Annotated in this window: 15 protein-coding genes; 3 read left to right on the top strand and 12 right to left on the bottom strand. The window is 51.6% G+C overall.

The annotated features are described in order from the left end of the window. Nucleotides 1-49: 49 nt before the first annotated feature. The 11 genes from BM200_RS15925 to BM200_RS15875 all read right to left on the bottom strand — a co-directional run bounded on the left by BM200_RS15925 (nt 50) and on the right by BM200_RS15875 (nt 14,924). Nucleotides 50-1,129 carry a Gfo/Idh/MocA family protein gene (locus BM200_RS15925; RefSeq protein WP_091187267.1) on the bottom strand — a complete coding sequence of 360 codons (1,080 nt, stop codon included), beginning with the start codon at nt 1,127-1,129 and terminating at the stop codon, nt 50-52. 112 nt (nt 1,130-1,241) lie between these two features. Beyond that, entirely contained in the window at nt 1,242-2,282 is a 1,041-nt protein-coding gene (locus tag BM200_RS15920) for a LacI family DNA-binding transcriptional regulator (RefSeq protein ID WP_091187922.1), read from the bottom strand. Between the two features lie 97 nt (nt 2,283-2,379). Beyond that, nucleotides 2,380-3,051 carry an MgtC/SapB family protein gene (locus BM200_RS15915; RefSeq protein WP_091187264.1) on the bottom strand — a complete coding sequence of 224 codons (672 nt, stop codon included), beginning with the start codon at nt 3,049-3,051 and terminating at the stop codon, nt 2,380-2,382. Nucleotides 3,052-3,075: 24 nt separating this feature from the next. Next, nucleotides 3,076-5,313 (bottom strand): glycoside hydrolase family 88/105 protein, encoded by a 2,238-nt coding sequence (locus tag BM200_RS15910; protein ID WP_091187263.1) that lies wholly within the window; start codon nt 5,311-5,313, stop codon nt 3,076-3,078. After that, the gene (locus BM200_RS15905; RefSeq protein ID WP_175532915.1) at nt 5,310-7,070 is read right to left on the bottom strand and encodes a hypothetical protein; all 1,761 of its coding nucleotides are present in this window, start codon (nt 7,068-7,070) and stop codon (nt 5,310-5,312) included. The genes BM200_RS15910 and BM200_RS15905 overlap by 4 nt, the downstream gene beginning before the upstream one ends. Before the next feature lie 5 nt (nt 7,071-7,075). Further along, complete coding sequence (locus BM200_RS15900; RefSeq protein ID WP_091187258.1) at nt 7,076-7,759, bottom strand: hypothetical protein; 684 nt, start codon at nt 7,757-7,759, stop codon at nt 7,076-7,078. Between the two features lie 3 nt (nt 7,760-7,762). Then, nucleotides 7,763-8,713 (bottom strand): sugar phosphate isomerase/epimerase family protein, encoded by a 951-nt coding sequence (locus tag BM200_RS15895; RefSeq protein ID WP_091187256.1) that lies wholly within the window; start codon nt 8,711-8,713, stop codon nt 7,763-7,765. A gap of 46 nt (nt 8,714-8,759) precedes the next feature. Beyond that, nucleotides 8,760-9,635 (bottom strand): carbohydrate ABC transporter permease, encoded by an 876-nt coding sequence (locus BM200_RS15890; RefSeq protein ID WP_091187254.1) that lies wholly within the window; start codon nt 9,633-9,635, stop codon nt 8,760-8,762. 39 nt (nt 9,636-9,674) lie between these two features. Beyond that, on the bottom strand, nt 9,675-10,577 hold the full coding sequence (locus BM200_RS15885; protein ID WP_091187251.1) for an ABC transporter permease: 903 nt from the start codon (nt 10,575-10,577) through the stop codon (nt 9,675-9,677). 89 nt (nt 10,578-10,666) lie between these two features. Continuing rightward, entirely contained in the window at nt 10,667-12,283 is a 1,617-nt protein-coding gene (locus BM200_RS15880) for an extracellular solute-binding protein (protein WP_091187249.1), read from the bottom strand. 373 nt (nt 12,284-12,656) lie between these two features. After that, nucleotides 12,657-14,924, bottom strand: a complete 2,268-nt coding sequence (locus BM200_RS15875) for a helix-turn-helix domain-containing protein (protein ID WP_175532889.1) — start codon at nt 14,922-14,924, stop codon at nt 12,657-12,659. Nucleotides 14,925-15,167: 243 nt separating this feature from the next. Here BM200_RS15875 and BM200_RS15870 point away from each other — a divergent pair, with 243 nt between their 5' ends. Beyond that, complete coding sequence (locus tag BM200_RS15870) at nt 15,168-15,566, top strand: VOC family protein (protein ID WP_342716407.1); 399 nt, start codon at nt 15,168-15,170, stop codon at nt 15,564-15,566. Between the two features lie 57 nt (nt 15,567-15,623). Here the strand turns inward: BM200_RS15870 and BM200_RS15865 are convergent, their stop codons facing one another. After that, the gene (locus tag BM200_RS15865) at nt 15,624-16,076 is read right to left on the bottom strand and encodes an Lrp/AsnC family transcriptional regulator (protein ID WP_091187245.1); all 453 of its coding nucleotides are present in this window, start codon (nt 16,074-16,076) and stop codon (nt 15,624-15,626) included. Between the two features lie 154 nt (nt 16,077-16,230). On the opposite strand from BM200_RS15865, the gene BM200_RS15860 reads away from it, so the two are divergent. Next, nucleotides 16,231-17,058, top strand: a complete 828-nt coding sequence (locus tag BM200_RS15860) for an alpha/beta fold hydrolase (RefSeq protein ID WP_245773042.1) — start codon at nt 16,231-16,233, stop codon at nt 17,056-17,058. A gap of 146 nt (nt 17,059-17,204) precedes the next feature. After that, nucleotides 17,205-19,394: a catalase/peroxidase HPI gene (katG, locus tag BM200_RS15855; protein ID WP_091187241.1), complete on the top strand. Its 2,190-nt coding sequence runs from the start codon at nt 17,205-17,207 to the stop codon at nt 19,392-19,394. The last annotated feature ends 15 nt before the right edge of the window (nt 19,395-19,409 follow it).

Genomic DNA, 19,409 nt, shown 5'->3' with positions numbered 1-19,409 from the left:
AATAAGACGCATTGCTTAAAAAATAAGCAGGGCAAATCTAAAATTTTTCTTAATTATCCTCCGCCCAGCATTGGGTCTCAGTCGTGACCGTCTCGCCAGATTGCAGGGATTGCTGCATCATTAATGCCAGATAATGATCCTGGCATGCTTCCGCCAGGCTATAGAAATCTTCTCCGCCGGCAGCATAGACGCTCATCCGTTCCAAGCAGGCAGCCACTGCAATCTCGTCGTCGGTCAAACGCGCCGGCGCTGTGGTGTTCCTGTAGACAACCTGTTCGCCGCAGTGCAGGCTCTTCAAGTAGTACCCTTCCAAATTGCCGTCCAGACCCGCTTGCTGACGGGTCAGCTGCAGATGGACCGGGGTCAGGTGATCGAGCAGGTAACGGACATCAAAGTTGTTAATTTCGCCCCGTTCTCCTCTCACAAGCAGACGCGGTGAACGGATCCACGAGAAATACTGGTCGCCGGTAAAATCGTAGACGCCGTACTTTCCGCCAAAATCGAAGGAGGCCATAACCTGCTGCGATTGTACGATGCGGCTCTCTTCCGGCGGACCGGAACGGCCTGGGCCCCCGATAATCGGCGACGTGAAGGACGTGGCACGAATAGCCGCGTTTTCGAAGCCAATGCCAAGGAAGCGGCGCATCAGGCTGATGCCATGATAATCGTGCGCAGCCGACACTTGTGCCTGCGTCACCTCGCCAAGCTTGCCGGAACGGACAATGGCCAGCCTCCCGGCATGATTCGGCTGGAAGGCATACTGCTCCGCAACCTGGATACGCCCTTTTCCGCCGACCTGCCGGTATAACGCAATGAGATCCTCCAGCTTCTCGGCAGGAGGTGTCTCGCACAGCACGGGAACATCCCTGCTGGAGAGCTCCAGTATCACATCCGGCGCAACCTTCCTCGGTACACTGACAACCGCGAACGACAGTGACGCACCTTCCAGCATCGCTTCGATCGTGCGGAATGTGGACACTCCCCATGTCTGCTCGAATGCTTTGCCTTTCTCCCCATCGCGCACGACGACGCCCGCGACTTCAAACAGTTCGGGCAAAGCCTTTGCAATACGCAGGAAAAACTCGCTGCGCCAGCCGCCTCCTATAATGCCAAACCGTACTATGCTCATAAAATCACCTCTTCCCCAGTATATCAGTAACTTGTCCTTCATAAAAACAATCATAAAGGCCCGTAGTCCGGAAGTGTTCCGAACCCGCGGGCCTTTGAGTCAAGCCGAACAATCAGCCTGAGGTTTTTTCATCCAGATGGTTATACCGGGAATCATTACTTGGCACCGCTGCCGACTGCCGGATCGTTAGAGATGGAGGGAGCACAATTCTCTCGGCCTCTTCTCCCGGCTGTCCGATCTGACGGACCAGAAGCTGTACAGCCTTCTGCCCCATCTGTTCGATTGGTTGGGCAATCGTTGTCAGCGGCGGATCCGTTACGGAAGCGAGTACCGTATCGTCAAATCCAATAATGGAGCAGTCCTGCGGAATCCGCATGCCCATTTCCTTGGCCGCCCGCAGTGCACCAATCGCAAGAAGGTCGTTGCAGCAAAAGATCGCGGTTGGACGGTCCTTCATTTGGAGCAGCTCCATCGCTCTGTCCTTGCCGTCTTTATGACCGCAGCTGACGACGAATAGCGGTTCCAGGAATACGCCTGCTGCTTCGGCAGTCTGTCTAAACCCACGCACGCGTTCTCTGCTGCTGCTGATTGATTCCTGTTCGGCCAGCACCGCGAGCCGGCTATGGCCAAGCGAGATCAAATGCTCTGCCGCTGCTGCGCCTCCCGCATAATCGTCCACAACAACGGACGGAACCGCAACCGAAGGAAATTCCCGGGCGAGCAGCGCAACCGGAACTCCGCCCTGGAGTAAAGGGTTCAATACGGACAGCTCTTTCATACCCGTGCTGATAATGACGCCGTCTACATTCTTCTGCTGCAGCAGCGCGGCATAATGCCGGGCCTTCTCGTCCTTGTTATCCGTGCTGCAAATAAAGACGCTGTATCCGTGGCGCTGCCCTTCATCCTCAACGGCCCTCGCAATCTCGGCGAAGAAAGGATTCGAGATGTCCGGCACGAGCAAACCAAATGCATACGTCTTCTTGCCGGTAAGGGCAGTAGCAATCATGCTTGGCTTGTAGCCCATGCGCACCATGATCTGCCTGATCTCTTCCCGGCGTTCTTCGCTGATTTTTCCTTTGCCGTTAATGACAAGTGATACCGTTGCAATCGATACGCCGGCTTCCTTAGCTACATCATATATGGTCGCTTTCATCATGGGCAGTCTCCATTCGCACGTAACATATTTAAGTCCATTATGCGCGTTAAGGAGAGCGCTTTCAACGGTTATCTGGAATAAATGAAAATTGCTCTTATGAACTTATATTTTCTACTTCAACCGAGAGGACATTCTTTAAACGGCGCATCTCATCATAGACAGAGGTCGTCGGATAGAGATCCCCGGACGACAGGACGAGCCGGATTTCCTTTCGGCCATCTCCAATGTCTTTGATTGTTGTATGCTTGATCTGATGATCGGACCGGATGTTCTCGAGCATTCCGCCGAGCTCCGCCGAACGGTCGAAGGTCATGCAGACCGATACGTCACGCTCACGCAGCTTCGACGGACCCAATGCGCGAACGGCAAGCGGCACCAGATTAACGGCAAGAATAATAATGCCGGCTGCAGTAAAAGCTTCCTTGTAAAAGCCGGCACCTGCCGCTATGCCAAGCGCCGAAGCGGACCAAACCATAGCGGCTGTCGTCAGGCCGGAAATCACATCATTGTTCCGCCTCAGAATAACTCCGGCGCATATAAAGCCAACGCCGCTCACGATTTGCGCAGCCAGACGCATTGGATCCATGTTGGTCATTCCCGGATGGGAAAGCGAAGCTGCCGCTTCAATGGAGACCATCGTAATGAGGCAGCTTGCGACCGATATAACCATACTCGTCTTGATCCCAAGGGGCTTATGCCGGAGCTGGCGGTCCACCCCGATCAGCAGACCAAGGGCTAATGCCGCACCAAGCTTAATTGCAAACAACGCTTCTCCCCCTTTCTGAGCTTGCTAACCGGCAGGCTTTCTTGCACCGTTTAGCAAGCTGACTTCCACGCCGGCAAGCATCATAATGCCGATGCCATGATTATCGTTAACGACCGTGCGCAAGTCGTACATATAATAATCCGGGGAGAAAGAGTACCTCGAGCCGCTGCATACGCCGTGCACATTGCCCGAACGGTCAATCGCTTTTTCGGTTAATCCCCTCCACGCCTTCCTTGCCGCAGCCGCATAATCGCGATTGCCCGGCAGCCAGCCAAAGCGGATACCGCGGGCGAAAGCGTAAGCGAACATCGCGGTACAAGAAGCTTCTTCATAGGCTTCCGGTTCGTTTAATACCTGTCTCCATAAGCCCGAGCTTCCCTGTAGGTCGGCAACCCCGGAACACATCGTCCGGAAGAAATCGAGCAGCGCATCGCGATTCGGATGATCTTCCGGCAAACGTTCAAGCAATTCGGAGAGGGAGAACAACACCCACCCGTTGCCCCGTCCCCAAGGCACTCTGGTGGCCTGGCCGTATTTGAAATCATACACGTGCGACATAATCCGTTCTTCTTCCATAAACAGGTAATGTCGGAACAGCAAAAACTGCCGTGCTGCTTCATCTAACGCTTCACGATTTCCGCTGATGACCGCATAACGAGTCAGGAAAGGCCCGCTCATATACAGATCATCTGCCCAAAGCGTGTTGTCGAAATACTCCCCTTCGCTCAGCCGGAAGAAGGCGCCGTCCTCTCTACGTTCCAGCCGCTTCAGCATAAAGTCCGCGACCTTATCCGCAATACGCCGGAATATGCCGTCACCTTCCTGCAAATGTGCTTCCAGCATCGCAGAGCCAAACGAGCCGCAATTGTCCAGCATCCGCATCAGCACCAGTTGATGATTGACGCTAGGGAAGCCGTATTCCTGGCGGTCCCACAAGGAGTAATCGTACATATCCGTGCAAGTGCGGATATGCGACAGCGCATAATTGGACCAATCCTCGCGGTTTAATTCCCTCGCCGTACGCAGCAATCCATACATGGTGACGCCAAGCGGATAATCCCACCGGCCATAATTGGTGGCAGTTCCTACGGTCCATTTGTTGCTCAGCATCGCGTTCTCGTAGAACGGACGAAGACGGGTCTGAGGCATATCCAGCTCCCAATAGGTGCTGCCGGAAGGCTGTCCGTTAAGATCAGCAGCAGGCAGGAGGGTAGACACCTGGCCTATCATAGAGGCATCCAGCTCCGTATTTGCAGCAATTGGCCCGGCATAAAGCCATGAGCCGCCGTAACCGTGAATGTGTACAGGCTGTTCCAAAGCAAGCGGCTTGCCGTCTGCCGAAGCCCTCAGCTCGAAGCCCCAGCCCCGCGCACCGCTTTCCGTACGGATCAATAGATGACCTTTGCCATCCTCCGGCTTCAAACTTTCACGGAAAGCTCCCGCTTCAGCCAGACTGAGCACAAGCTTGCCGTCCAGCCACACCGAAGCCGGTCCAAATACACATCCTTCCAGCACAAGAGAATCTGCTGCCCCCGATACCGGAAGCTGTGTCCAGCCATAGCCGGCAACCGTTGTCTCCGGACTCCCGTACAGACGCTCCAGGTTCGGCTTTGCTTCCTCCTCTTCCCGCCACTTCGTGCGAGGAAGCCAGCGGATGCCAGTCTCCTCTTCCGGCTGACGATCATCAGGGAAATTCCCTTCTCCGTAACAGGACTTCTTCACCGGCTCCGAGAATACCCATCCGGCACTTCCTTCACGGCCGGAAAATGGAGCAAGCACGTTCAAAATCCGCACCTTCGCTTCATCTGCTCCAAATCGGCAGCCGAAGCCTGCAGGCGTCCGCCTTGCTTCGATCAAAATCCGGTTCCACCCTTTGGCGAGCAGCATCGGAATAACAACGCGGGCATCCGGCTTCATCTCTTCCACTGCAGACGTACGGAATAACGGCTGATCGTTCATATATAACCGTATTGGACCGATAGGCTCCAGATTACAATCAATGGAGCGCTCATTGTCGCTCCACACAAGTCCGTACACGTAAGCGTAATCGCCGTTTGCCGCTTGCGGCCAGCGGGAAGTCAGCTCCATGTCGTACAAGCCTTCTTCATTTTGCAGAATGCCCTGATGCGAGAAGGCGCGACAGGCAAACGGAATTGGCGGATTGGCGCCGACATAACGGCTGGCCACCAGCTCCAGAATGCGGCGTTCCTCATCGCCAAACGCATACCTCGCGCTGTCCCGGGGCTCTATATATACGGTCATTGTCCGTTCCTCCCCATACCATCCGCTGATTGCGACAGTCGAATATGGAACGTCCGCTCATATGGCGTTAGCACGTTTACGACAAGGGTCTGGCAGTCAGCCGGATAGGAAGCTCCGCGGATGGATTTCATCCGGTGCTCGTGCGCGCCGCCGTCCAGCTCGATCCAGTCGTCGCCGGCCTTGAAGGTCACCGTACCGTCCTTCCAAAACTCGGAGCCCGCTTCGGCAGTTGACCGCTCACCTCCGCTGAATTCCCCATCCTTCCCGAATATGAAGGAAATCTGGGTCATCAGCACATCCGGCTTGTCGCAGCTTACGCGAAGTTTCCAGCCGTCTCCGGTTTCAGTCAACTCCACTTGCACCTGATGCTGCTGCAAATGCGTAACTTCACGCAGCTGATGCGGAAGCAGATACCAAGGACTGACCTGGCCTGCCGCAAATTCCGGCAGCCTGTCGGTTGCAATCGGACCGTAGTAGCCTTTCGCCTCTGTTCCGGAAAGCAGGTAGCCGTTATCCAGCTGTTCCATCCCGTTCATCTTGATAAAGCCCGGCTCAAACGTGCTGCTCACCTGTACGCCAAGCAGCTTTGCTTTCCCATGCCGCAGCGCAAAGAAAGAATTAGTTTCCGCCATAACCGTTACACTGGTGTGACCATCCCGCTGCCGGGCAACCGGAGCGCCAAACTCGGGATGAAGACGGCTGTGGTAGATCTTCCCGCCATGTCCGGCCGAGTCCATCTGGCTTAAATAATGCTTCCTGTCGAATTGCCCGTTAATGACTACCTTGTATGGATCAGGCAATTTGCCCGGCTTAACCGCAGTTTCGCGCAATTCAGGGTGAAGCAACAAGCCTAGCAAAGCGTTATTCGGAATCGCTCCCGGATGGGTAGAACAGTCAGCTCCTAATTCTGCAAGCGCCGCAAACAGCGGATCCTTGTCATACTCCGCCATCAGGCAGGATACCAGCAAATAACCGGACATATCATATGGATGGCCAAAGTCCTGCCGGCCGGAATAATCCGTTACCACCTCCCCGTCCGGATGGATCAGATAAGCCATCATTCGCAGGTTGCGGCGAACCGGCTCCAAGAGCTCGGGATGGCTAAGCAGCTCAGCCGTATGATACAGCATCACGTCGCTTACCCCGTTATAAATACCGTTGCTGCGTTCGGTCCATTCCCCGTCTTCCGTACAATCGATCCCTTCGGCTAGCCAGGCATCCGCTCTCGCGACAAGCTCTTCAATGCCGGTCAGCCGGTACAGGAAACCAAGGGCGGCCGTCAGGACCCAGCGGTGATTAGGGGTATGGCAGCCTCCGGTCAGCATGGCCGGAACGGACTGCTCAAGGAAGCGGCGGATATGGCTGCGAACGGAAACCAACGCCTCCCAGTCATGCTTTTCCAGCAGCTCATAAAGCTGGGCAAGCCCAACAACGGCAAAAGCCGTATCCGGAGGGGAATGCATATTCGTCCAGCCCGGCGAAATCGTGCCGTCGGCATGCTGCTGGCGGACAATAAAAGCGGCCGACAACTCCAGCCGGTACAGCAGCTGCTCGTCATGATAATATCGGGACTGTTCATCAACAAGGGCGCATCCCCAGATGGCCATGACCGCTAACGTTCCCGTATGGGTTGCAAAAGGGATCCCGCTGTCCGGATCAGCCACTCCGCCATAGAAGCGGCTTTGACTGTCCATGATTTGATTATCTGCTCCTCGTTTGACCCAGCCGTCGTTGACGGCTGCCAGCTTCTCGTACATTGTAATCATCCTTCCAAAGGTTCCTTTAAGCGATGCCTGATCGTTGCCAGCTCCGCTTCGATTCGATCCGGTATTTCCTCGTACAGTTCTTCCCATGGAACAAACAAGAGCTCCTTCTCGGCGAGTTCATAAGGGACGAATTCGAAGGTTGGCGTAAAACGGTGATATTTTTGCTGATAGGTTCGTACCAGCTCATTTGTCTTGTCGTCGTACTGCCCCTTGGCCTTATACCAATCCGGCAGGGTCAGGCCATCCAATCCGGCGTCCTGATCCGTAGCGGTTCTTGCATGGGGCAGCAGCTCGAATAGGATGGGTATTGCCGAGAAAGCATGCTTTCCCGGCTGAGAATAGAGGCTTACCGTCTTCCCGTCCAGGTTTGATCGGTCCGGAAGCAGTGCCTTCATATATTTGCCATGGAAGCTTGCCTCCGCATCCGCAACTGCGCCATCCTTATCCACGTGCACCCAGACATGCTCCAGCTCGTACAAATGCTGACTGTCATAATCCCAGTAAATAGCGAATTCAATCACATATTCAATTTCTCGCGCCAGATGTTCAAACCTGCGCGGAAAGGACGGGGAATGCCCGCCCTGCCGAATCTTGGTCACTCCCACCCGTACCGGATAGAAAGGTTCCTTCTTATCCAAATATAACCTCGGTGCGTAAGCTGCCAAGAGCTTGATGTCCATGCTCTATCCCCCGAATGCCGCTAGTTTATCGAGCAGCCGTTCATGGCTGAGTTCGATTTCCTCCGGCGTACATGCCGCCTTCAGCTCATACACCTTCACGGGAGCCGCTGCGATAATCGGGAGGAAACGGTCAAAGTAGTTCCTATCGCCGCTGTGCACGTAAGGGCACCAGTGATCCGACAAGCCCACCGTTTCATGAATATGAATGCCGACGACATGATCCTTGATCGCTTCCATTTCCCGCGCATTATCGTATAGTCCCATTCGCTCCATCATCATGCCATGGCCAAAATCGTACCATAAACCAACCCTCGCGCCTTTCAGCCGGTCGAAGACCGATTTCGCTTCTCCAAGCGTCGGCATCTGGTAGCAGCGCGAGCGTGTTTCGATTCCGATCGATACGTCCCAGCCCTTTGCGTCAATCCGGTCGCATACTTCCTCGAGACTATCTCCGATCCGTTGCAGATAGTGGCCGGCTAATGACTCCCTGCGCTCGATCATTTCGCTCCAAAGCTTGATGTAAGCGGACGATTCCGCGCCTTGCTCGTTATAAATCTTCTTGAGCTCCTGATCGATGTTGTAGTCGAAAGGAACCTCTCCCGGATGAACAACAACGGCCTTCGCCCCGTACCGGTTCGCGTATTCGGCTGAACGAATCAGCAGCTCGATTGCGCGCTGGCGCTTCTCCTCGTCGTCGAAGCCCAGCAATACCGAGTCGGTTCCGTAATCGGGATCCGCTACATGCGGGAACGTATTGTGGACGCTCGACACCCCGATTTCTGCCCGTTCAATCATCGGCTCAATTGTCGTTAACAGCTCATTTGTCACATTATAGTTCAGCTCAACATAGCGGAAGCCAAGCTCCTTGATCTCCTCGATCATTCCGCTGCCTGTATGATGCCGCTTAATATTCCAGCATGTTGAGAACGAATATTGTCCTTTGTCCTTCCCCATCACTCAAGCCCTCCAGATAAATAGCGGCGAATTGCCGCCTGTTTGCTTAACCTTTAACCGCGCCAAGCATAACGCCGCTTACGAAATAACGCTGCAGCCACGGATAGACGATCAGGATCGGTACGGTTGCGAAGATAACGCTTGCGGCTTTCAAGCTTTCCGGCTGCAGCAATTGGACTCCGCTCGCGCCTTCTGCTGACATCAATTCGCTGACCATGTTGTTTTGAACCAGCTGGTAAAGCTTTAACTGGAGCGGATACATCTCCGGACTTGTAATATACATCAGCGTATCGGTAAAACCGTTCCAGCGGCCTACTGCATAGAAGAGGCTCAGCGTTGCAATAACCGGCATCGACAGCGGCACGATAATGCTGACCAGCGTGCGGAAATAAGAGCTGCCGTCAATTTCCGCCGATTCCTCCAGTGAGTCGGGAATATTTTGAAAGAATGTAATCAAGATGATGAGATAGAACGGACTGATGAGTCCGGGCAGTACAAGGGACCAGATGGAATCCAGCAGATTCAGATTGCGCACCAGCATATATTCTGGGATAATGCCGCCGCTGAAGAACATCGTGATTACGATAATAAACATCACGCTCTTGCGGCCTTTTAATTTGGTCTTGGCAAGCGGATACGCTGCCGCAATCGACATCAGCATACAAAATACCGTGAACAGAACCGTCAGCATAACCGTGAAGCCAAGCGAACGGATCATGGACATATCCGAGAATACCTGCTCGTATGCACCCCAATTGATTTCCACTGGTAGAATACTAACCTCGCCGGACATAATGGCACGCGACGAGCTTAAGGAAATCGCAATTATATGAATAAACGGAGCCAGACATAGCAGCACGAAGAAAAGTATCGCGATCGTATTAATCGCATCAAATGTCCGGCTGGCGTGTCGATCTCTCATGTCTTATCGCTCCTTTCTCGTTTTCGATAGCATCGTTTTTTATAGAATACTTTGATCCGCCAGTTTCTTGGAGGTATAGTTCGCGCCAAGCACGAAGACCAGTCCGACAATAGCCTGGAATAAACCAACGACGGTAGCAATCGTATATTGGCCGGATTCAATGCCGATACGGTAGACGAAGGTGCTGAGCACATCCGCATAATCCCTAACGGCGGTATTGCCAATAATGTAAGGACGTTCAAATCCGATCGCAATCATATGTCCCAGATTGATAATCAGCAGAGTTACAATCGTTGGCTTCAGCGATGGAAGCGTAATGCTCCAGATCTTTCTGAGACGGCCTGCGCCATCCACGTCCGCTGCTTCAAAGAGCTCCTTATTAATACCGGTTAGAGCTGCAAGATAAATGATCGTCCCCCATCCGGCGCTTTGCCAGACGCCAACAACCAAATAAGTGATCAGCCAGTCTTTCTTGTCCGTCAGAAACGGAATCGCATCAAAGCCGATGGACGTGATGATATTGTTAATCATGCCGGACTGTGTGCCAAATACCTGGTAGACAATCCCGCCGATTATGACCCAGGAAATAAAATGCGGAATGTACAAAATCGTTTGCGACAGCTTTTTGAACCATACTATTTTCAGCTCATAGAGCATAATGGCCAGGAATAGAGGAGCCGGGAACGATACGATTAAATCCAGGAAGTTAAGCATCAATGTATTGCGCAATACCTTGTAAAAGTCGGGCATTGCAAACACTTCCCGGAATCCGTCGAAGCCGATCCACTCGCTGCCGTTAATGCCTTGGAAGAAGTTGAAATCTTTAAACGCGATTAGAATGCCGTACATCGGACCGTATTTAAAAACAATAAAGTAACTGACCGGTAAAATAAGCAAGGCATATAATTGCCAATATCTTCGTAAATAAGCGGTTCCTTTCATCCTATCCACCCCTGTCCACTTACGATCATGCCCGGAGACGTGAACGTCCAGGACGCTCATCGTCTCCAAGCCATTTCATCAATTCTGTCTTATTTCATTGCCTCGTAAGCTTTTGTGCGTTCATCCAAAATCGCTTGACCGCCGTTAGCCATATAATCCTTCATCACGGATTCAAACGTGCTTTCGAATTGGTCAGGTTTTACCATTGTTGTTTTTACAATAATTTCGTTGAACTTATCAAGAAGAGCGGTGCCGTATTTCGCTTGTGCCTCGATCGGACGGTCGAACAAGACCGGCTTGATGGTATCGGATCTGGAGACCGACAAAGCTTTGCGCGTTTCTTCCTGGAAAGCTTCCGGCATGCCGACTACATATGCTTCCACGTTCTTGTCTGCATCGCCCAGCTGCTTGCCGTTCGAGATAATCGCCATATCGCCATAGTTATAGATTCGGTTTTTCACTTCATCCGCAGCATCGGCCTTCACGATCGGAACGCCATCCTGAAGCGTATAGTTCTCGCCTTCAACGCCGTTTTGCATATCAAACAGGTTGCCCTCCGAAGCCATCCAATCAAGGTATTTGATTGCTTCCACGGCATGCTGGCTGCTCTTCGGAATCATCAGGAACATACCGATTGGCGCGTATTCCGGCTTCGGATGCTTGCCTTCCGAGTTGGTGTACACATCCACTGCGGATAACTTTGCATCCGGAATATTCTTCTGGAGCGTTGCGTACAGACCGTCCGGATAGAACGGGTTCATATCATCTTCGCTAAAGAATCCAACGAGGCCTTTAGCAGCATCTTCATTAAGCTTCTTCTTGTCTTCATCAAGGCTGAAATCAGCGCTCATAAGTCCTTCGTTATACAGTTTGTTCATGAATTGCAGGGCTTCCTTGAAGCCTGGCAGCAATACCGGATAATCACGCGATCCAAGCTGCTGTGTCAGCGTATAACGCTGCTCATCCGTTACCGGCTCGATGAAGGACCAGATCAGCGGCTCGTATTGAGCCGGTGCAAGCGACATGCCAAGCGGAATCACTTTTCCGCCGGTTTGACCCGGATCTTTTTCCTTAAACGCTTTCAGCGTCGCATACAATTCATCTGTTGTAGTCGGCACTGGCAGACTCAGCTTCTCGAGCCAATCCTGACGGACGAATGAAGAGTATTTACCCAGATGGGAGCGTTTAGCCGGAAGAGCAAATTGCTTGCCTTCATATTGGCCGTATGCCAGTGTTTCATCGCCCAGGAACTTCTTCAGGTTTGGACCGTACTGATCAAGCAGCTCGCCCAGATCTGTCAGACCGCCTTGCTGTGCGTAACGGTAGAAGGTACCCGAATCATACGTGAACACGATATCCGGAACGTCGCTGCCGCTTGCCATAAGAACGTTCAGCTTTTGAACCTCTTCCGAACGCGGGATCGGCACGAATTGCACATTGATGTTGTTAGGAGTGCCGAATTTATCCTGTACAAACTGTGTTAAGTAGTTTTTTGTAATAGAAGAACCTGCAGGAGAATTGCCCCGGTCGAATACTTCAACCTTAAGTGTAGATGCTTTGCCGCCGGAAGCCGCTTCGCCTCCTGTTGATTCGTTTGCTTTCTCGTTGCCGCCGCTATTGCTGCATGCGCTGATCAGCATCGTGCCTGCGAGCGTAGCCGTTAATAGAGTGCTGGCTGTTTTTCTTCCTCTTTTGTTAGGTTTCATTCAAATCCCAACCCCTCTTTCATCCCTTTTAGGTTTGCTTCCTGCACCCGGTGTTGTTGTTGATTGAACACGCTTACAAGCATTGCTGTCGGTCCGTGTTTGGGAAGTGGCCTCAGTATGACACGGACTGCACAATGGTGACAATAAACCAGTTTCGGCGCAGCAAACCGTTCCTCCAATCCTTTGCCCCGCAAGGCTTCTCAGGCTTAGAATAAATCATTTTCCCGATATAAACCGCAATGCAAAAAGCCCATATTAAAGCCGTTTCCCGAGATAAACATTAGAGTTAGCCGTGAAAAAGAATACAGCGGCGGTGCGAATAAATTGCTTTATCCGGACCGCCGCTGTCATCATTAATAAATCGTTATTGTCTTCATTCTGCAGTCGCTTCATCACGATTGTCCTGTACTCCCAATGCTATAGTGGAAGGACGCATCTTCAGTTTGCGGAATTCGCCCGGCGTTACGCCGGTCAACCTCTTGAACACCCGTCCGAACGTTATTGAGTTAGCATAACCAACTTGAAGGGCAATATTTTGAACCGTCTCTTCCGTTTCGGCGAGCAGACGCTCCGCCTGCTGCATCCGAAGCTGTACAAGAAAATCCACGAACTTCATATCGTATTCCAGCTTGAACAGATGACTGGCATATTTGCCGGATATTTCGAAGCGGTCACTCAAATGCTTGAGAGACAAATCCGGGTCGGCAAAGTTCTCTTGAATGTAGGCTCTTATCTCGGTAATCATCGTCTTATAGCCTTTGGCCTGGCTCATCGCTATATACGTATCATAGACATGAATCAAATAATCCGACAGGAGCTCTTTCATCTCCGGCAGCGTTGATGCTCCTCTCAGACTTACGAGCAATTCTGAAATCCGGGCACCATCCAGACATTCGTTTAACGTGTCCGACAGCTCCTTCAGCTCGCGGCTGAGCATCTGCAGGAAAAGCTGAATAAGCGATAAAATATCTTCATCCTTCATCACATCTGTTTCGAAGTGCTTGAATAGCTGCTCGAACGTATCCCGCCAGGATTCATTCGTCAGACGGAATTCCTGTACGCAAGCCGTACACTGCTGCATGTAATTATACATCCCGCGCGGCTGGTCCTGCGGAATATCGCCGCTGAAAGTAACGGCATTTCGCCCGATGGCGAATTGATATTCCATGCCGCTTAAGGCATCGCGGTAAGAATCTCCGACTCCGTTCCAGTCCTTCACGATGGAGCCGATTCCGATCGACAGGTTAAAGCGCAAATGCTCCCTTACCCATTCCTTAGCAACGATTGCCGTTTGGCGAAGCTGATCCTGCACCTGCGTCCCGGTGTGGCCTGAAGCGAATACAAAAGTGATCCGATCGGATGCCGACCACTCTCCCCAACCTTGCAGGCCTTCATTATTGGCGAGCTCCTGCATGACATTGCCTAATGCGAATTTCAATACGTTCTGCTCATGAAGGGTATTGTCCGCCTGGAAATCCTCATACCGGTTCAGTCTGACAACCATAACCGCAAACCGCCCCGTATCCGGAAGAAGATTCAGTCTGCGAAGCCGTTCCATCATTTGATCACTGCGCTGTCCATTTATGAGCTCATTAAACAGCTGCCTGCGTTGAAGCACAACGCTTTCGCGCTGCTCCTTCTCATGATCCTCCGACTGCACGATCAGATTTTCGAGCGCGCGGTCGATCATCGTCAGATCGTCCATCTTGACCGTGGTGCCGTCGCTCCCCCGCAATTGAAGCGCTTGAATCCGGTTCATCATCAGCCTGATCGGCTTGTAATTGCGCCGGGTAACCCAAATAATATACACGATCGCGACCACGAACGTCAGAACCGCGATAATAACCCATACATACGAAACAACCGATACCCAGCTGAGCAAATGGCCGGCCTGAATACCGCTCTCAAACGTCCAGCCCAGCGCCCCTGATCTGAGCGTTGTCAGCACTTTTCCGTCGGGAGCCGAGCCATCTCCCGGATAAATCGGCTGCATGGCCGCATCGGTTATCCGCATGAACGAGACCTGATGATTGGTCATGCTCCCGATTAATTGCTCTACATTGTACAAATTAATGTTAATGACCAGAATGCCGTCCTTCCCGAACGGAAGCGGCGTCTGCTTGTACATCGAAATGACCTGAACCGGCTTTAGCCCGTCGTATTCCTGGAATTTCCGGCTTCCCGACCATCCCTGGTAATCACGGTTTTCATTAGCCTTCTGGATAAATGCACGATCGCCAAACTCGGCCAGATCGGTTATGCCGCTGGATGTCAGCACGGTATTATCCGACTGCCTGTACAAATAAATCGACTCGACCAAGTCATTATTCTCGATCATCGACCGCAAGCTATGGACGACATTATATTTAATCGTTGTGGACTCGGATGCACCATTCAAATAAGCCGCATAGCTCTTGTTCGACTCGGCTTCCTTCAATACATTAAATTCCACTTCGCGCACTGCCCGTTCCACACTGTTTACGACATATCCTGTCGTGATTTTATCGGCCTTGGCCGTCTCTGAGCGGGATATTTCATTAACCGCGATAAACGACAAAAAGATGATCATGGATACGGTTAGCACCAGAATCGGAAAATAAGAAACGAGCAGCCGTAAATACCAATTGTTAAGCTTGAGCATGAATAACCTCCTGCCACGCCCGACTCTACATGTAAGCGTTATCACAAATAATGGCATAACTAAGTAAAGCGGTTTACTTGTGCCTATATTGTAGCACGGCTTACCCTGAATCGAAACCGTTTCGACAGTAAAAGTTGAAGGAAATGAACGATTTAAAAAATTTTTTTATTCCCTGTCGATTATGTCATTGTTCATTCGTCGTACATATAGAAAGACAAAATCGATATGAGAGGTTGTTGAACAATGATGGGAGCAAAAATGAATTCTTATTTGATGTCGCAAGATGCAAGAGGTCAAGCGGAGTTTTACGTACAGGCCCTGGGCGGCGAAATTCAGTTCCTCACTACATACGGTGAGACGCCCGGTACACCGGACATCATGAAGGATAAAGTGATGCATCTAAGCTTAACTGTAGCCGGTACTAATCCGTTAATGATGGCCGACACCTTCGAGCCGGTAGCGTATAACCGCAGCATTTGCATCTCGCTTAGCTATGACGATGTATCCGAAGCCACATCGGCTTATGCCAAGCTGAGCGAAGGCGGCGAAAGCAAATACCCGTTTGCTCTTCAGCCATGGGGCGCTTATTACGGAGAAGTGATTGATCCATACGGGGTCACGTGGATGATTACGAAGCAATAAAATAGAGGCTATCTCAACGTTATCAATGATGACTTTGAGATAGCCGTTTTTTTGTTATTATGGCATTTCTTTCGCGATTAATAAGGGCTGAGCCAGGCTTTTATTCTCGAACGGGGTTGTCAGCACAATTAAAGGCAACGAAAAACCGTACTTATTGCAGGCATCCAGAAATCGAGCCAACGTTCCGCTTGTCTCGGTTACCACCCTCATTAAATAATTGTATTCCCCGCTAATTCTGTATACATCAATCACTTCGGGGGACGATTCGCTAAACGCGAGAAAGTCTTTGCATTGATTCGTTTTAAACAAAACAAATGCAGTTGTATGCTTACCCAGCTTTTCCGCGGAAAACTCCGCCCGATAACCTGTTATCACCTCCTGATCCTCCAGCTTGCGGAGTCTTTCGGTGACAGCAGGCTGCGACATCGAAATCATTCGGCTCAACTCGGCAATTGGAAGCCGGGCGTTATCATGCAGTGCGGATAAGATTTTATAATCGATTTGGTCCATAAACAAAGCACCTCATTTTCATAAAGTTAATGACCAAAAACAAAGTGAAAATTAAGTTTCATGACCTATACTTCCTTACTAATCTTATTTAAAGTGTACGTTTTCTTCAATAAAATGTCATTAATAAACTAATCCGCAAGGGAGATTGATGACGATGACTAAAAACGAAATGAAGAGCAATCGCGGGGTTAACTTTTTCACAACGGGTGACGGGGTTCGTATGGCTTATCGAATGGATGGTTCGGAGACTAAGCCCGTGCTGGTTCTCGCGAATTCCATCGCTACCTCGATGAATATGTGGGACGGTCAAATCCCGGAGTTATCCGAGCATTTCCGCGTGCTGCGTTATGACTATCGCGGCCATGGTGCTTCAGATGCCCCGGCAGGAGCATATTCAATTGACCGGTTTGGCCGTGATGTCGTTGAAATGCTCGAAGCACTCAGCATCAAACGCGTTCATTTTCTTGGACTCTCATTAGGCGGAGTGGTTGGCCAATGGCTTGCCATCCATACTCCCGAGCGGATTGACCGGCTGATCCTTTCCAATACCTCCTCTTACCTGGGACCTGCATCCCTTTGGGATAGTCTGATTACTTCCGTAGAGCAAGCCGAGAACATGTCCGATTTCGCGGACATGTTCATCGGGAACTGGTTCCCTCGTCACATGATTGAGCCAGAGGGTGAAGCCGCAGCGGCATTTCGTGCCATGGTGCTTGCCACTCCTAAACAAGGCCTTGCCGGCGCCTATGCCGCCATTCGAGATCTGGATTTGCGCCGGACCGTTACATTGATCAACCGTCCGACGTTAGTCATAGCCGGCCAATACGATACCGTTACTCTTCCAAGCCACAGCGAATGGATCGCGGCCTCGGTACCAGGATCGAAGCTCGTTATGTTACCCGCCGTCCATTTGCCGAATATAGAGTTTCCGGCGGAGTATATAAGAGAGGTACTTGATTTTCTCGTTTCGAAGACCATTTAACCCCGTTAAATTGTCAGATTTGCGTGAAGATTGGATGAAATTTTACATCTAAGATTGATTTCAGTTTCATATCGTTTTATAAAGAGGATAAGTGCAAATTTTTTCTCTCGTTTGCTACTTTAATAAGACTAATAGGAGCTGATCGTATGGACGCTACTGTTTCTTCTAACGCAGGAAAGTGCCCGGTGATGCATGGAAGTGCTACAAGTTTCAAATCTAGTGGTACTTCAAATAGAGATTGGTGGCCTAACCAGCTCAACCTGGGCATTCTGCACCAGCATGACAGAAAATCGAATCCTATGGGTGAAGACTTTGATTACGCGGAAGAATTCAAGAAGCTGGACTACCAGGCTCTTAAACAGGATCTTCGAAATTTAATGACAGACAGTCAAGAATGGTGGCCGGCCGACTTTGGACATTACGGCCCTTTCTTTATCCGTATGGCTTGGCACTCCGCAGGTACATATCGGACAGGCGATGGCCGCGGAGGCGCCGGCAGCGGCACGCAGCGTTTTGCTCCGCTTAACAGCTGGCCGGACAACGGCAACCTGGATAAGGCGCGACGCCTTCTGTGGCCAATCAAGCAAAAGTACGGCAACAAGATCTCTTGGGCCGACCTGATGATTCTGACAGGCAATGTCGCTATTGAATCCATGGGCGGCAAGACATTTGGCTTTGGCGGAGGACGAGCGGATGTCTGGCACCCGGAGGAAGATATCTACTGGGGCAATGAAAGAGAATGGCTTGGTGACAATCGTTACACAGGTGACCGCGATCTTGAAAACCCGCTTGCAGCTGTTCAAATGGGCTTGATTTATGTCAATCCGGAAGGCCCTAACGGTAAGCCCGATCCGCTTGGCAGCGCCCGCGACATTCGCGAAACGTTCGGACGCATGGGAATGAACGATGAAGAGACGGTTGCCCTGGTTGCTGGCGGCCATACATTTGGCAAGGCGCATGGTGCGGGCGATGCCGCTCTTGTTGGTCCGGATCCTGAAGCTGCCCCACTCGAAGCACAAGGACTTGGATGGCTGAGCACGCATGGCTCCGGCAAAGGACGCGACGCCATTACCAGCGGCGTGGAAGGAGCCTGGACAGCTAATCCAACTCAATGGGATAACGGCTTCTTTGACATCCTGTTCGGGTATGAATGGGAGCTTTCGAAGAGCCCGGCCGGTGCACATATCTGGGTTGCCATTGATCAGGCTGAGCATCATCTTGCACCGGATGCAGAGGATGCATCCGTCCGTGTTCCAACGATGATGACAACCGCGGACATGGCCCTGCGCGTGGATCCTGCATACGAGAAGATTGCCCGCCGTTATCATGAGAATCCGGAAGAGTTTGCCGATGCCTTTGCCCGTGCATGGTTCAAGCTGACTCATCGCGACATGGGTCCCCGTGCAAGATACTTAGGCCCTGAGGTTCCAACAGAAGAGCTGATCTGGCAGGATGTTGTACCGGCTGCCGACTATACTTTAAACGATGAAGAAGTAGCTGAACTGAAGGCCAAAATATTGGATTCAGGTCTTACCATCAGTGAGCTCGTAACAACGGCATGGGCTTCGGCCAGCACCTTCCGCATCTCCGATATGCGCGGCGGTGCCAATGGTGCCCGCATCCGTCTTGCTCCGCAGCAGGATTGGGATGTGAATCAGCCTCAGCAGCTTACTAAAGTGCTTACCATCCTGGAGGGCATTCAAGAGGAGCTGGACAAGAAAGTCAGTCTTGCCGATCTGATTGTTCTGGGAGGCAGCGCCGCAGTCGAAAAAGCCGCGCAAGACGCTGGCTTTACGATTACGGTTCCTTTCACTCCGGGCCGCGGCGATGCGACGCAGGAACAAACCGATGTAGACAGCTTTGCCGTGCTGGAGCCCGTTGCCGATGGCTTCCGCAATTATCTGAAGAAGCAGTACAGTGTAAGTGCCGAAGAGCTCCTAGTAGACAAAGCTCAGCTGCTGAACCTTACCGCACCGGAGATGACTGCTCTAGTTGGCGGCCTGCGTGTTCTTGGCACGAACTACGGCGGTACCCAGCATGGCGTGTTTACAGAACGTGTTGGCACGCTTACGAACGACTTCTTTGTGAAGCTGCTCGACATGAATATTGCGTGGGAGCCTAGAGACGGCGGCGTTTACTACGGACGCAACCGCACGACCGGCCGAGTCGACCGCACAGCAACCAGAGTCGACCTGGTATTTGGCTCCAACTCCGTTCTGCGTGCCATTGCGGAACTGTATGCCCAAGACGATAACCAAGAAAAGTTTGTACGTGACTTTGCTGCGGCATGGGTCAAAGTCATGAATGCCGATCGTTACGATCTTCAAGCGAACTAATAAAAAAATATAAAT

This window comes from Paenibacillus catalpae (assembly GCF_900112695.1).
GTDB classification, from domain to species: domain Bacteria; phylum Bacillota; class Bacilli; order Paenibacillales; family Paenibacillaceae; genus Pristimantibacillus; species Pristimantibacillus catalpae.
The sequence above is the reverse complement of the archived record's forward strand: the minus strand, read 5'-3'. Positions and strand labels throughout refer to the sequence as shown.